The sequence below is a fragment of the Sphingomonas sp. CCH21-G11 genome, from assembly GCF_001555965.1.
In the GTDB taxonomy this organism is placed as follows: Bacteria; Pseudomonadota; Alphaproteobacteria; order Sphingomonadales; family Sphingomonadaceae; genus Sphingomonas.
On record NZ_LSHX01000036.1, the window covers coordinates 22,503 to 36,043 of the forward strand.

Genomic DNA, 13,541 nt, shown 5'->3' on the forward strand with positions numbered 1-13,541 from the left:
AATGACCACCGCGTCCTTTACCGTCCATGGCGGGCGGCTGGCGCTGGCGCGGGCGCAATTCCCGACGCATCTTGAATGGATCGATCTGTCGACCGGAATAGGTCCGTGGGCCTACCCCGCAGCGGTCGATGCCGAGGCTCTGCGCCGGTTGCCCGAGCCGGGCGCGCTGACCGCGCTTGAGGCCGCCGCGGCGGCGGTGTTCGGGAGCGATCCGGCCGCGACGGTCGCGGTGCCGGGCAGCGACATTGCACTGCGGTTGATCGGCCGATTAATCCCGGCGCGAACACCCGCCATTCTTGGTCCGGGTTATGCCGGGCATCAAGCGATGTGGCCAGACTCGGTTTTGCTAACCGATCTTGCCGCCGAGCAACATGATGTGCTCGTCCTTGCCCGTCCCAATAATCCCGACGGCGCGATAATCGACCGCGAGCGGCTTGCCGACGCAGCGCGGCTCCTGGGCACAAAGGGTGGCTGGCTGATCGTCGATGAGGCGTTCGCCGATGCCGGGACAGAGCCGGGGATCGCTGCGGCGAAATGGCCTCGCACCATCGTGCTGCGATCGTTCGGCAAGTTTTTCGGGCTGGCAGGCTTGCGGCTCGGCTTCGTCATCGCGCCGCCGGTTTTTGCAGCATCGTTGCGGCAGATGCTTGGTGACTGGCCGATCTCCGGCCCCGCGATCGCCATCGGTACAGCTGCCTATCGCGACCTTGCCTGGCAAACGGCCCAACGACGTCGGCTGAGTGATGCAGCGGTGCGACTCGACGAAGTGCTGAGCGAGGCCGGTTTTGCGATTGCGGGCGGCACACCCTGCTTCCGGCTGGTCGACACGCCCAACGCAGCGGGGGTGTTCGAGCAGCTGGCACGCAGCGCTATCCTGACGCGACCCTTTGCCGACGATCCGCGCCGCCTGCGCGTCGGCCTGCCATCGACCGAAACCGACACCGCGCGGCTCAAACAAGCCCTTCAGACTGCGAGGATGACATGACCGACCCCGAAGCACCCGCCCCCGAAACGGATTTTACCTCCCACAATGCTCGCATGAAGCGCGTGCAGGCTGCCCGCGCCCGTATTCAGGCGCGGCATACGCTCGAACGCGGCCTGCTGATCGTCCATACCGGCAATGGCAAAGGTAAATCCTCCTCCGCCTTTGGCATGGCAATCCGCAGTCTAGGCTGGGGCATGAAGGTCGGCATTGTCCAATATGTGAAGGGCAGCTGGGAAACGGGCGAGAAGACCTTCTTCCAGGCCAATCCCGATTTATTGACCTTCGAGGTCATGGGCGAAGGCTTCACCTGGGACACGCAGGATCGCGCCCGCGACATCGAAGCGGCACAAGCGGCTTGGACGCGGTCAAAAGAGCTAATTCTCGACCCAGATTACGAGTTCATTATCCTCGATGAACTCAACATCGTCCTGCGCGATGATACGCTGCCCATCGCCGAGATCGTGGATTTTCTGCGTGACCGACCGCTGACCAAGCATATCTGCATCACCGGGCGGAACGCGAAGCCGGAACTGCTGGAGATCGCCGATCTTGTGACCGAATTTCAGGAGGTGAAGCACCCGTTCAAGGCCGGGTTCAAGGCGCAAAAGGGGGTCGAATATTGATCCGCATATTTGCCTGCATGCTGGCGTTGGCGGTAACGTCGTGCGCGGTCCCCAGCGCATCGCCCGGGCACAAAAGCGGTGCCAACGGCCTGCGCATCGTATCGATCAATCCGTGTGTGGACTCGATCCTGATGCACGTCGCCGACCGCAGCCAGATTGCGGGCATCAGCCATTATTCGCAGGATCCGCGCGCCACCTCCATCCCGATCGCGCAGGCGATGCAGTTCAAGGCAACGTCGGGCACGGCGGAGGAAGTGGTCGCGCTCGCGCCCGATCTGGTCATTGCTGGCGCTCATGTCGCGCCGTCGACCATCGCGGCACTCAAACGGATGCACATCGCCTTGTTGCAACTCAGCGTGCCGGAAACCATCGCTGAGAATCGCGACCAAATCAGTAAAATCGCAACCGCCATTGGCCATGCCGAACGCGGCAAGCGGTTGAACGCGCGGATCGATGCCGCGATTGCAGCCGCGCGCACAACGCAGCCGACGATCCCGGCGCTTATCTGGCAGGGCGGCGGACTGGTGCCGGGAGACGGCACGCTGGCCAGCGTCTTGCTGCGGAGCGCCGGTTTTAGCAATCTGAGCGGTGATTACGGCCTGAAGAAATGGGATGTGCTGTCGCTCGAATATCTCGTCGCCAACCCACCGCGCGTGCTGCTTACGGTCGGTGATGCGACCGTCTCGGACCGCATGGTGGGCCATCCAGTCGTGCGGCAGCTATCCCGCACTATAGCGCTCCGCCCCTATCCGGAACGGTTGCTGCACTGCGGCGGGCCGACGATTATCGATGCAGTCGCTGAACTGGCCAAGGCGAGGCGAAGCCTGTGACGGCGCGGGTGACCTGTGCACTAACGCTCGCGCTCGTCGCGGCGATGCTGCTGTCCTTGATCGCGGGTAAAGTCTGGGTCCCGCCCGCGATCCTCGGCAGCGATGACCCGCGCGCGTTGATCATCATGGAATTGCGCCTGCCACGGACGTTGCTGGCGGCTTTGGTCGGTGCTGCACTTGGCATGTCGGGCGCGGCGATGCAGGGCTATCTTCGCAATCCGCTGGCGGATCCCGGCCTGTTCGGCGTTTCATCAGGCGCTGCACTTGGCGCCGTTATCTCGCTATTCTTCGGCTATGGCGCGCAGGCATGGCTATTGCCAACCTTTGCGCTGACCGGGGCGGCGGCAGCGATGGCGTTGCTCGCGCTGCTTATCGGCCGGTCGGGCAGCTTAATCGTCTTCACGCTCGGCGGCGTGATCCTGTCCAGTATTGCGGGGTCGATGACCGCGCTGGCAATCAGTCTGGCACCGACACCTTTCGCGACATCGCAGATCGTGACCTGGCTGATGGGAGCTTTGACCGATCGGAGCTGGGATGATGTAACGATCGCCCTGCCACTGATCGCAATCGGTATCGCGCTGCTCGCGGCGACCGCGCGCTCACTTGATGTGCTCACACTAGGAGAGCCCGCCGCTCGATCGATGGGGGTAGATCCGTTGCGCCTGCAGCTACTGATCATCGGCGGCGTGGGGCTGTGCGTCGGCGCGTCGGTGGCGGCGGCCGGGATCATCGGCTTTGTCGGCCTGATCGTGCCGCATCTCGTCCGCCCCTTTGTCGGCCATCGGCCATCGGCTGTGTTGCTGCCTTCGGCGATCGCTGGCGCCCTGCTGCTGGTGGTTGCCGACAGCGTCGTGCGCGCCGCACCCACCGTCAGCGAGTTGCGCCTCGGCATCGCCATGTCGATGCTGGGGGGCCCCTTCTTCCTGGTGCTCCTCCTCCGGATGCGGCGGCAATTGCCATGAGCCTGATCACGCGTCACCTCTCGCTGATGCTCGGTGGCACACAGGTGCTCGACCGCGTGGATACATGCTTTGAACGGGGCCGCGTTACTGCCATTCTCGGCCCCAACGGTGCGGGGAAATCGAGCCTGCTCAGTTGCCTTGTCGGACTTCACCTGCCCGATAGCGGGACCGTAGATCTGGACGGAACATCGCGTGCGCAGATCTATCGCCGCGACCTTGCGCGCAGGATCGGCTATCTGCCGCAGACCGCGGATGTTCACTGGGATGTCGATGTCGAGACACTGGTTGCGCTTGGCCGCTTTCCCCACCGCGGGCGCTGGGGCGCCAATGATGCGGATCGGACCGCGATCGCCGCCGCCATGGCCGCGACCGACGTGACGGGCCTCGCGGGACGCATCGTCAACACATTGTCAGGTGGCGAGCGGGGCCGCGCCTTGCTTGCGCGCGTACTCGCGGGCACGCCGGAATGGCTGCTTGCCGACGAACCGCTGGCGAGCCTTGACCCGGCGCATCAGCTCGATGTTCTCGATTGCCTCCGGTCTATCGCGCGGCAAGGCGCCGGGGTCATTGTCGTCCTCCACGATCTCAATCAGGCAGCACGCGTGGCCGATGAGGTTCTACTTATGCGGAGCGGGCGCGTGATCGCGCACGGTACGCCGGATGCCGTACTGACACCAGATCGCATCGACGAGACATATGGCGTGTCGGCCTTTGTCGGACACACGCCCGACGGGCAACGGTTCCTGATTGCCACAGGTCGCGCGTGACCGATCGCGCAGCCTTACTATTTGCCGCACTGATGACAGAGGCGGTGATCGGCTATCCGGCGTGGCTGTTTGCCGCGATCGGGCATCCCGTGAGCTGGACGGGCGCGTTGATCGCGCGGTTGGAAGGCGATTGGAACATCGGATCGGCCGGACGGCGAAGGGCAATGGGGGTCGCGGCCGTTGGCGTCATCATCGCGGTATCGGGCGGTATTGGCTGGGCTGTCGTGGCTGCGCTCGATGATGGGTGGGCGGTTATCTTGCTCGTCCTCGCGGCGACCTCCGGGCTGGCGCAGCGCAGCCTTCACGATCATGTCGCAGCGGTTGTCCGGTCCCTCGCCGCCGGCGACCTGCCCGCCGCCCGTGTCGCGGTATCGGCTATTGTCGGGCGCGATACACAGGCGCTCGACGAGAATGGCGTCAGCGTTGCGGCGATCGAGAGTCTTGCCGAAAGCTTTTGCGATGGCGTCGTTGCGCCGGCCTTCTGGTTCCTCATTGCCGGGTTGCCCGGATTGCTGATCTGCAAGGCGATTAATACGGCCGATTCGATGATCGGGCATCGTGACGCACGCTACCGTGACTTCGGCTGGGCCGCTGCGCGTGCCGATGATCTGATGATGCTGGTTCCAGCACGCCTTTCGGGGTTGCTGCTCACGGCTGCCGGGCGTGGCGGGCTGGCGGTGATGTGGCGCGATGCCGGCAAGCACGCCTCGCCCAATGGCGGTTGGCCCGAAGCGGCGATGGCTGGTGTGCTGGGGCGCCGTCTTGGCGGTCCGGTGCGCTATGCGGGCGAACCGAGCGACCGAGCCTGGCTCGGTGATGGCCCCGCGCCGGACGTTGCCGATCTGGCAAGGGCGCTGGCGCTGTATCGCCATGCTTGCCTGCTGCTCTGGATCACCGTCGGGGGCATCGCATGGCTGTGCTGATGCTGCAGGGCACCGGCTCGGATGTCGGCAAATCGGTGCTGGTCGCCGGGCTTTGCCGCCTGTTCGCCAATCGCGGCCTGAATGTCCTGCCGTTCAAGCCGCAGAATATGTCCAACAACGCCGCCGTAACCGAGGATGGTGGCGAGATTGGCCGCGCGCAAGCCCTCCAGGCGCTTGCGTGTCGCGTCCCGCCAAGCACCGACATGAACCCGGTGCTGATCAAGCCGCAATCTGACAAGGGCGCGCAAGTCGTCGTCCACGGCCGCGTCATCGGCCAATGGGGTGCGGGCGATTATCAGGATCAAAAGGGCGCGCTGCTAGACGCCGTGATGGCGAGCTATGCCCGGCTGTGCGGGCGCGCCGACCTCGTGATTGTCGAGGGCGCGGGCAGCCCGGCGGAGATCAATCTGCGGCGCGGCGACATTGCCAATATGGGCTTCGCGCGCGCGGCGGGGGTGCCAGTCGTCCTTGTCGGCGACATTGATCGCGGCGGCGTGATCGCCTCGATCGTTGGGACCCAAGCGGTCATCGATCCGGATGACGCCGCAATGATCAGGGGCTTCCTGATCAACAAGTTTCGCGGCGATCCGCGCCTGTTCGACGATGGCTATGCCGAGATCGCGCGGCGCACTGGCTGGCCGGGACTGGGCGTGGTGCCGTGGATCGCCGCTGCACGTCAGCTACCCGCAGAGGATGCGGTAGTGCTCGATACGGCGGTGGCAACAGGCGGCGTCGTCACCATCGCTGTACCGATGCTCTCGCGCATCGCCAATTTCGACGATTTCGATCCGCTGATCCACGAGCCCGCCGTCCGGCTTGTCTTCGTGCAGCCCGGCCAGCCAATCCCGGCGGACGCCGGGCTGATCATTCTGCCCGGCACCAAGGCGACGATCGCCGACCTCGCTTTCCTGCGTGTGCAGGGCTGGGATATCGACATCGCCGCGCATGTCCGGCGCGGGGGCGGCTTGCTCGGCATTTGCGGCGGTTATCAGATGCTCGGCCAGACGATCGAGGACCCCGATGGCGTTGAGGGTTCGCCGGAGACCGTGTCGGGGTTGGGTTATCTGCCCGTCACTACCCGGCTGACCGGAGACAAGCGCGTGGTCGATGTCACCGGCACGAGTCTGCGCGAAGGTGCGGCTTTTGCGGGTTATGAAATCCATGTCGGGCGGACGTCAGCGCTGGCACAGGTGCAGCCGTTGCTGAGGCTTGCTGATAGCACGCACGACGGCGTGGTCAGCGCCGATGGGCGGATTGCAGGCTGCTATATCCACCGGTTGTTCGATCACCCCGCCCAGCGCAGCGCCTGGCTGGTGCGGCTGGGTGTGCAAAGCGATGGCGTGGCGCAGGAGCACCGCGTCGATCAAGCGCTCGACTCGGTGGCGGCTGGGCTGGAACAGCATGTCGATATCGCGCGGCTGCTGGAAATTGCGGGGCACAGGCCATAATAGGAACAACCTTCGACGCGGCTTTTCGCGAGCAGCTCAACAGCCTGCTGGCTTGGCGCCGCGATGTGCGGCATTTTGACACCCGCCCTCTGCCCGAAGGTCTGCTAGGCACGCTGCTCGATGCCGCCTGTCATGGGCCCTCTGTAGGTAACGCGCAGCCCTGGCGCTTCGTCCTCGTCGTCTCGCCCGACCGCCGCGCTGCCCTTATCTCTGAAGTCGATGCGCAAAAGCTTGACGCTGGCGAGAGCTATTCTGGCGAGCGAAAGGCGCTTTACGATAAACTCAAGCTCCACGGTCTGCGCGAGGCGCCCGAGATCGTCGCGGTGTTCTGCGACGAGCAGGGAGAGGCAGGCCACGGCCTTGGCCGCGCGACGATGCCCGAAACCCTGTGCTGGTCGGTGGTGACCGCGGTGCACACCGTGTGGCTCACCGCCCGCGCGCATGGGGTCGGGCTTGGCTGGGTGTCGATCATCGAGCCTGCGGGTATGAACGCACTGCTTGATGTGCCTGCGCATTGGCGCTTTATCGCTTTGCTGTGCTTGGGCTATCCCGAGCGCCAGAGTGAGACGCCCGAGCTGGTCCGGCATGGCTGGCAGGACCGTCTCGCTGCCGACACCATCCGGCTGGAGCGCTGATGATCACCCGCGAAGACATTCAGGCCCGGCTCGATTCGCTTGCCAAACCGGTCGGCAGCTTGGGACGGCTGGAGGCGTTAGCGGTCGAACTGGCCATGGCCAGCCAGTCGCTCACCCCCCTTACTCGCCCGCGCCGCCTTGTGCTGTTTGCCGCCGATCATGGCGTGGTCGCCCAGGGCGTGACACTCTGGCCCTCGACGGTGACCACCGCGATGGTCGAGACGATCCTGCGCGGCAAAGCGAGCAGCACCGCGCTCGCGCAGACCAATGGCGTCGATGTCCGGGTGGTCGATGCGGGGATGGCGCAGCCACCGCGCCCGCCTTGGCCTGCGCACTTCAACGCGGCGGCGGTCGCACGCGGCACGACGGACCTCAGCCGAGGCCCGGCGATGTCGGTGGACCAGTTTAACTCTGCCTGGGCGCTGGGCGAGGCGGAGGCCCAAGCCGCGATCAAGGCAGGCCACCGCCTGCTGATTGCGGGCGAAATGGGCATCGGCAACACCACTGCCGCCGCCTGCCTCACCCATGCGCTGACCGGGATCAATGCCGACACTGCAACGGGGAGCGGCGCGGGCGCGGATGCTGCGATGCGTGCTATCAAGCGAGATATCGTCGCCGCTGCGGTCGCTGCGCTCGACGGCCGCACGGACAAAGCCGCGCTGGCGGCGATCGCCGGGTTAGAGATCGCCGCGATTGCGGGGTTCTATGCCGCCGCCGCACGACAGGGAATCCCGGTGCTGCTCGATGGCTATGTCACTACTTCCGCCGCGCTGATCGCCGAGCGGCTTTGTCCGGGGACGCGCGCGGCGATGATCGCAGGTCATCTGTCCGCCGAGCCCGGCCACCGCGCGGCGCTGGCGCAATTGGGGCTTACCCCGGTGCTCGAATGGCAGATGCGGTTGGGCGAAGGCAGCGGCGCATTGGTCGCCCTGCCGCTGCTCGACAGCGCCGCCGCCATACTGCGCGATGTTGCGCGGTTGGCGGACCTAGGCGTCTGATGGCCGGCCGCTGCCCATGGTGGGCACCACCCCTGCTGGCCTTACAGTTCCTGACGCGGCTGCCGGTGACTGCGACCGATCGGCTGTCGGGAGAGGCGGTGCGCGCTGGGCTGACTCTCGCAGTCGGCTGGTTTCCGCTGGTTGGAGCACTGATTGGCGCCGTCACTGCAACGATCACTCTTGGTGCAATGGCACTCTGGCCAGCACCCGTCGCGGTTCTGCTCGCGCTCGCCATCGAAGCGCTAATGACCGGTGCCTTCCACGAAGATGCCGTGGCCGACTTTTGCGATGCTTTTGGCGGCGGCCAGACAGCAGAGGACGTGCGCCGCATCATGAAGGACAGCCGCATCGGTAGCTATGGCACGGTCGGTCTTCTGCTTGCACTTAGTCTGCGGGCGACGTTGATGATCGCCGTGCTGGAGCGATTTGATGGGCTGACTGCGGCCCTGGTCATCACGGCTTCGGCCTGTTTCGGGCGTTGGCTGATTGTTGCCCTGATGGCCATTGTGACCCAAGCGCCTAGCGGCACCGGCCTCACGAAGGATATTGCTGCGGGCGTGGGTCTGAGCAGCTTGGCCCTTGCGTCGCTGGTCGCCCTGCCGATTCTGACCCTTGTCACCCTTCATGCTCCAATCGCGATGATTGGCGGGCTGGCCGTTGCCCTGGTTTTTCTACTTTGGTTTCGCGCACTTCTTATCCGCCGGATTGGCGGGAGCACCGGCGATTGCCTCGGCTTTGCGGCCTATGTCGGTCAACTCATGCTTCTTTTGGCTGCCGCCGCGGCCACGCCATGACAGCCACACTATTGATGGTACGTCACACCGAGGTCGCGCGACACTGGAAAGGACGCTGCTGTGGTGCCAGCGATGTTGGCCTGAGCCGTGCCGGCGCTGCCCATGCCAGGTCGCTCGCCTCCACCATCGCCGCGTGGTGCCCTGATATCGTTATCCATTCGAATCTGCGTCGAACGCGGATTCTCGCGCTACAGATTGCCGCGATCGCAAAGGTCGAAGCTATTGCAGACGCGAACTGGCGCGAACGTGATTTCGGCGATTGGGAGGGGAAAAGCTGGCTGGCAATCTACCGCTCCACCGGCAATGCGATGGACGGGATGATCACTGCGCCGGACAGCTTTCGCCCAGGCGGCGGCGAGACAACGACCGAACTGGCAGACCGAACATTGGACGCAATCGCCCGATTGACCGCGCGGCGTGTCGCCGTCGTGACCCATGGCGGGCCGATTGCGGCGGCGCAGGGAAGATCGGCGGGCCTGCCGGAACATGAGTGGTTGGCGCTGGTGCCGAGATACGGTGAAACGTGGGAAAGACCCATGAACGACGGTTTTTGTTAAGAGTAGCCACTGGGAAACCGGCTTACCAACCGCCAGCATTGGTCGCCGATCCACTATCGTCTCAAAGGTATCCGCCGCTCGGCAACTGGCCGACTCCGGTCGTCTGGTTGATGCGAAGGCTAGATCCCATGATGGTTGATATCAGGTTGCATACAAAAGACCCACAAGGCGACATCCAGCGGTGCTTTCGCGATCCCCAACTTCGGACGTCCGTTCATCCCGATAAAGCGTGCCATAGACGATAGCGCTCTAACGCGACGTAGCCACAGCCCCACTCAGCATATCGATCACGATCCGGCCATCGCGACGAGTCGTCAGTACATGCCGCCGGCCACCATTATGCGGAAACCCCCGAGCGTGCTTGCGGTAGAGCGCGACCGTTTCCTGGGAAGCATATTGGATGCCACTATCCGAAATGACGATCATTTCGGGATTAAGACCTGTCTGCGCAAAAAGCTCGGCGCAATAGCCATTTTGTCGACCATGATGAGATGCCACCAGAATGGTGATGTCGCTCATCGCAGCTCGGAAATCGGGGCGCTGAAGTAGTCGTTTCCAACCCGCCACTTCCATATCGCCGGCGTAGCAGATCGAGATCTTCGGCCAGCGCAGGATAGACACAAGGCTGAGATTATTTTCGTCAATGAAGTCGTCAGGATAGCGGTTCCAGAACTGGGTCGTCCGCAGTCCGTCGAAATAGGGCTGCTGGGTCACTGCTTCGGTGTAGCCGCCCGTCATGGCCGCAAGGGCGGCGATGCCACGCCCCATGCCGCCCTGGCTCTTGAGGTGAAGCAGGTCTTCTCCGCTCACCGTCGGGTTACGCGATAAAATGCCGATGCCAATCTTCTCGCGAAGAGCGACGAGATCGCTGGCGTGATCTTCATCGCAATTCGTGATCATGAGTTCCTCGAGCCAGCCGATACCGCGCGAAGCGAGATGGCTCGAAGGTCGCCAGCCCGAAGTACTATTGTGACCGCAGTCGATCAGCATATGTTCGCCTGTCGTGCTGGTGATCAGCGAGCATTGACCATGTTCGACATCGAATATCTCGGTCGTGCTCATCAGCTCTGAACCGAATTGAACGTCCGCAGCACCTCGCGCGAATAGGCGGCGTAGAATTTCATGAAGCGGCCGAACATGCCGACTGCGAGGACCACCGCTCCTGCCGCACACCATCCGGCCTGCACATCGCAGTGTCTGATGGCCGCCGTCGCGAGCACGGCTGCCGCAATACAAGCCGCGAAGCTTACATTCCTGCACATCCCGTAGACGTTACTGAATGTATCGAGCCGCCTCGCTGTATCAGCCGAAGTCCTCGCCTTGGGAAAGGCGATCTGGAAAACCGTCTCCGCATCCGCTGGCACGACACCACCCAGCAATGTTGCGGCCTTATCCTTGATGGACGTGGCGAGCGTTGGGGCGAACGGCTGATATTCACGGGCGCCTGCAACCGCGCAGAGCAACTTTTCGCGCCAACGGGGTGTTGCAAAACCGAGAAGGACCTCGCCTGGCGGATGGAAGAAGCGGCGGCCGACCAAATGCTCGAGAAAGCTCGACGACGGTCCCGCCAGCAGCTGACCGATCAGATAGGCGATTACTATCCAGAAGACCCCGGCCGCCACTGTCCAGGAAGACCGGGTGATCAGCGTCGAGCCGCCAAAGGCGAGATCAATAGCGGCGATGACGATCATCCCCGCGGAAAGGAAAGCGTAGAACTCATAATCGGTGAGCGGAAACCAGCTTTTCATCGTGATTCGCCCTTCTTCGCTATGAGCGCATGGAAACGGGTCGGCGTGGCGATCAACAGCACCGACGGCGGGGCTCGACCAGCGGCGAGATCGGCGGCGGTGCGCCAATCGGTCGGCGACGGCCCCTGCTCGGCCAAATGGCTATGCCATGTGCCTACATCGAACAGCGTCCGGCCGCTGACTTCATGGCGATCGTTGATTTGCGCCTGAAGTCCCTGCGTGCCGAGGAGAAACAGACTGGCTGACCGCGTGCTGTCCGGCGGCGCATCGAGCAGGTCAACGACCGTCACGGTCTTGAGCCGGGCACTGCTCAAGCCGATCATGATCCCGCCGGTTTCGACATTGCCATAGAGCTTGGCGTCTTGTCGGATCCGCTTGGCGACCCGCTGGGAAATCCTGAGTTGCCAACCGTCACTACCGTCGATCAGCACAGTTTCGAACGAAGGGACGGCCTGTTTGCTCCAGCGTGTTGCCGGCGAGTTCTCCTCAGAGACCCCAATCACTATCGCCCCCTCTTTCACGGGGTGATCGAGCGCCCGTCCAATCTCCTTCGACAGTGCAGCCGTCATCATCGAAAGCTGTGCGTCGTCGACGGCCATGGTCAAAGATCCGCAGCCTTGACCGATCTGTATCTGAGCGAGGCCTTCATCGGGGTCGAACAATAGCGCCGCCGTCTCGCTATCGTCGATGGTCGCATAGAGCTCGGCCATAAGGTCCGAATGATTGGGGTTATGGCCTTTTCCATCGACGAGAAGATATGCTACCCGGCCCTTTCCGAACAGCGCCGCTTCGAACAGACGCGGACGATCACGCTCTTGCGTCGATCCAACGAGCGCCTCGCGGACCGAAAGCGATGCGGTCGCGTTCACCACCGCTTCTGAAGCTGCCGGCAAGATGTCCCTCCTCGATGCAGGAAAGCGCAAGGCAGCGGCAATATCCCCATTGTAAACCGCTGGCTGCTGCTTGAGGTCGCGCAATTCTTCGGCGAGCGCTTCAGCCTTATCGGTGGCGATATGTCGCCCCCCCAAGGCATGCCGCGCCATGTTATGCGGACGCAAAGACCCCTGGTCGCTTACCGCGACAACCTCCTGCCCGCCCCGCGCGGCGTGTAGTGCAAGTTTCGACCCAACGCTGCCGCATCCGAGCATTGCGATAGCCGGCCGGGCGGGCGCGGCGGACAGGGTCCGTAGGAGAGCTGCGGTCAAAAGCTGATAGTGCATTGCCGGCGCCACCGGCTCCTTGTCGCCTTGAGCAAATAGCGATCCGCGTCGTGGCTCGGGACGAATTTCGACGACATAAGGCAGGAGTTCGATCGGTGATGCCGAGTTGATCAAATGCACCGGACGCCTGACACATAACAGAATGCCGATTGGAATCGGCGCACGCAACACGAGGCCGGCGAAGGATCGCTCAATGTTGGAAAGCAGCTGTTCGAAACCGCGCTCGCAGCCAAACTGAAGCGCCCGATCGCGCAGGTCGCCAAGGCTCGCGATGTCTTCGGGCCAATATCGATCGCTGACATGCGGCTTGCCACTGGGAAGCTTGTCCGGCCACACGATGCCGACGACCGTTCGGCCGATGGTGACGTCGGTCTTGTCGCGGGACGCCGTAAATTGGTCATCGTCGCTCTTGTGGCGAAGCGGAACGGCTTTACCCTCGCTGGTGATAAACGCCGACGCCGCGACCGTGACGCGGGCGTCGCGTTCGCCGCGGCGATAATAGCGAGCGTCCCATGTGGCAAAACCGCCCGATTTCGTGACGGCAAGGCGGGCCGAATCGGCATCGAGCGCGATGACATCCGCCAAATCCCGCCGGAGCATCGGCTCCCATCCCTGCGCCGAATCGATAAGCGCATCGATAGCCGCCTTGCGTAGCCAGATCGCCACCTGTTCAATTAGATGGAAAATGCCGTATTCGACGAGGCCCCATTGAAGGAAGAACTCGTCCTGGCTGCCATCGACAAGACAGGGGCGCGGAAGGGTCGTCGCTGAGCCCGGCTGAAGATGTGGGAAGCTCCGCGGAAAGTCGGGCCGTAGGGTCACGCTCGGTGACCGCCATGGGTAACCAGGCGGCAAGACGAAGGTCACCGGCTCGATGGTACGAACGCCGGTCGTACTGACGCCGTCAGCCTTTAGATGCAGTGGCATCTCGACTTTCATATCGAGACGAATGCGCAGGTCGGCGAGAACTTTGCCGCCTGCGCATTCCGGGTGCTCCCTGGCAACCCGCAGCAAATGATTAGCTGCGTCCGCGCTTGCCCGATCCGACATC

General features: G+C 63.6%; 14 protein-coding genes. 11 read left to right on the plus strand and 3 right to left on the minus strand.

The features are described from left to right. The first annotated feature begins 1 nt into the window (after nt 1). From AX676_RS10495 to AX676_RS17320, 11 genes are read left to right on the plus strand one after another with little or no spacing between them, the layout of a single operon-like run. Nucleotides 2-985, plus strand: coding sequence for a threonine-phosphate decarboxylase (locus AX676_RS10495; protein WP_066478406.1), 984 nt, complete (start codon nt 2-4; stop codon nt 983-985). Beyond that, nucleotides 982-1,608: a cob(I)yrinic acid a,c-diamide adenosyltransferase gene (gene cobO / locus AX676_RS10500; protein ID WP_066478407.1), complete on the plus strand. Its 627-nt coding sequence runs from the start codon at nt 982-984 to the stop codon at nt 1,606-1,608. The genes AX676_RS10495 and cobO overlap by 4 nt, the downstream gene beginning before the upstream one ends. Then, complete coding sequence (locus tag AX676_RS10505) at nt 1,605-2,438, plus strand: ABC transporter substrate-binding protein (RefSeq protein WP_066478410.1); 834 nt, start codon at nt 1,605-1,607, stop codon at nt 2,436-2,438. Before cobO ends, AX676_RS10505 begins: the two co-directional genes overlap by 4 nt. A gap of 44 nt (nt 2,439-2,482) precedes the next feature. After that, complete coding sequence (locus AX676_RS10510; protein WP_066478538.1) at nt 2,483-3,400, plus strand: FecCD family ABC transporter permease; 918 nt, start codon at nt 2,483-2,485, stop codon at nt 3,398-3,400. After that, the gene (locus AX676_RS10515) at nt 3,397-4,167 is read left to right on the plus strand and encodes an ABC transporter ATP-binding protein (protein ID WP_066478414.1); all 771 of its coding nucleotides are present in this window, start codon (nt 3,397-3,399) and stop codon (nt 4,165-4,167) included. Before AX676_RS10510 ends, AX676_RS10515 begins: the two co-directional genes overlap by 4 nt. Next, the gene (gene cbiB, locus AX676_RS10520) at nt 4,164-5,090 is read left to right on the plus strand and encodes an adenosylcobinamide-phosphate synthase CbiB (RefSeq protein WP_197417147.1); all 927 of its coding nucleotides are present in this window, start codon (nt 4,164-4,166) and stop codon (nt 5,088-5,090) included. The genes AX676_RS10515 and cbiB overlap by 4 nt, the downstream gene beginning before the upstream one ends. After that, on the plus strand, nt 5,078-6,538 hold the full coding sequence (locus AX676_RS10525) for a cobyric acid synthase (protein WP_066478419.1): 1,461 nt from the start codon (nt 5,078-5,080) through the stop codon (nt 6,536-6,538). Before cbiB ends, AX676_RS10525 begins: the two co-directional genes overlap by 13 nt. Further along, on the plus strand, nt 6,538-7,173 hold the full coding sequence (gene bluB, locus AX676_RS10530) for a 5,6-dimethylbenzimidazole synthase (RefSeq protein WP_331709240.1): 636 nt from the start codon (nt 6,538-6,540) through the stop codon (nt 7,171-7,173). Before AX676_RS10525 ends, bluB begins: the two co-directional genes overlap by 1 nt. Then, a complete protein-coding gene (cobT, locus tag AX676_RS10535) occupies nt 7,173-8,171 on the plus strand; it encodes a nicotinate-nucleotide--dimethylbenzimidazole phosphoribosyltransferase (protein ID WP_066478424.1) in 999 nt (332 codons plus the stop codon). The genes bluB and cobT overlap by 1 nt, the downstream gene beginning before the upstream one ends. Next, complete coding sequence (locus tag AX676_RS10540) at nt 8,171-8,965, plus strand: adenosylcobinamide-GDP ribazoletransferase (protein ID WP_066478430.1); 795 nt, start codon at nt 8,171-8,173, stop codon at nt 8,963-8,965. The genes cobT and AX676_RS10540 overlap by 1 nt, the downstream gene beginning before the upstream one ends. Nucleotides 8,966-8,979: 14 nt before the next feature. Further along, entirely contained in the window at nt 8,980-9,522 is a 543-nt protein-coding gene (locus AX676_RS17320; protein WP_066773272.1) for a histidine phosphatase family protein, read from the plus strand. Nucleotides 9,523-9,771: 249 nt separating this feature from the next. On the opposite strand, the gene AX676_RS10545 is transcribed toward AX676_RS17320, so the two are convergent. Genes AX676_RS10545 through AX676_RS10555 form a run of 3 tightly spaced genes read right to left on the minus strand, consistent with a single transcriptional unit; the run spans nt 9,772 to nt 13,540 of the window. Continuing rightward, complete coding sequence (locus tag AX676_RS10545; RefSeq protein WP_066478432.1) at nt 9,772-10,584, minus strand: ComEC/Rec2 family competence protein; 813 nt, start codon at nt 10,582-10,584, stop codon at nt 9,772-9,774. Then, a complete protein-coding gene (locus tag AX676_RS10550) occupies nt 10,584-11,270 on the minus strand; it encodes a hypothetical protein (RefSeq protein ID WP_066478434.1) in 687 nt (228 codons plus the stop codon). Before AX676_RS10550 ends, AX676_RS10545 begins: the two co-directional genes overlap by 1 nt. After that, nucleotides 11,267-13,540, minus strand: coding sequence for a ThiF family adenylyltransferase (locus AX676_RS10555; RefSeq protein WP_082731098.1), 2,274 nt, complete (start codon nt 13,538-13,540; stop codon nt 11,267-11,269). The genes AX676_RS10550 and AX676_RS10555 overlap by 4 nt, the downstream gene beginning before the upstream one ends. Nucleotide 13,541 lies beyond the last annotated feature (1 nt).

Coding starts and splice junctions, on each gene's coding strand:
- AX676_RS17320 (WP_066773272.1), top strand. CDS start 8,980: ATGGTACGTCACACCGAGGTCGCGCGACACTGGAAAGGACGCTGCTGT.
- AX676_RS10515 (WP_066478414.1), top strand. CDS start 3,397: ATGAGCCTGATCACGCGTCACCTCTCGCTGATGCTCGGTGGCACACAG.
- AX676_RS10540 (WP_066478430.1), top strand. CDS start 8,171: ATGGCCGGCCGCTGCCCATGGTGGGCACCACCCCTGCTGGCCTTACAG.
- AX676_RS10510 (WP_066478538.1), top strand. CDS start 2,483: ATGCTGCTGTCCTTGATCGCGGGTAAAGTCTGGGTCCCGCCCGCGATC.
- AX676_RS10550 (WP_066478434.1), bottom strand. CDS start 11,270: ATGAAAAGCTGGTTTCCGCTCACCGATTATGAGTTCTACGCTTTCCTT.
- cobO (WP_066478407.1), top strand. CDS start 982: ATGACCGACCCCGAAGCACCCGCCCCCGAAACGGATTTTACCTCCCAC.
- AX676_RS10495 (WP_066478406.1), top strand. CDS start 2: ATGACCACCGCGTCCTTTACCGTCCATGGCGGGCGGCTGGCGCTGGCG.
- AX676_RS10525 (WP_066478419.1), top strand. CDS start 5,078: ATGGCTGTGCTGATGCTGCAGGGCACCGGCTCGGATGTCGGCAAATCG.
- AX676_RS10555 (WP_082731098.1), bottom strand. CDS start 13,540: ATGTCGGATCGGGCAAGCGCGGACGCAGCTAATCATTTGCTGCGGGTT.
- AX676_RS10545 (WP_066478432.1), bottom strand. CDS start 10,584: ATGAGCACGACCGAGATATTCGATGTCGAACATGGTCAATGCTCGCTG.
- cobT (WP_066478424.1), top strand. CDS start 7,173: ATGATCACCCGCGAAGACATTCAGGCCCGGCTCGATTCGCTTGCCAAA.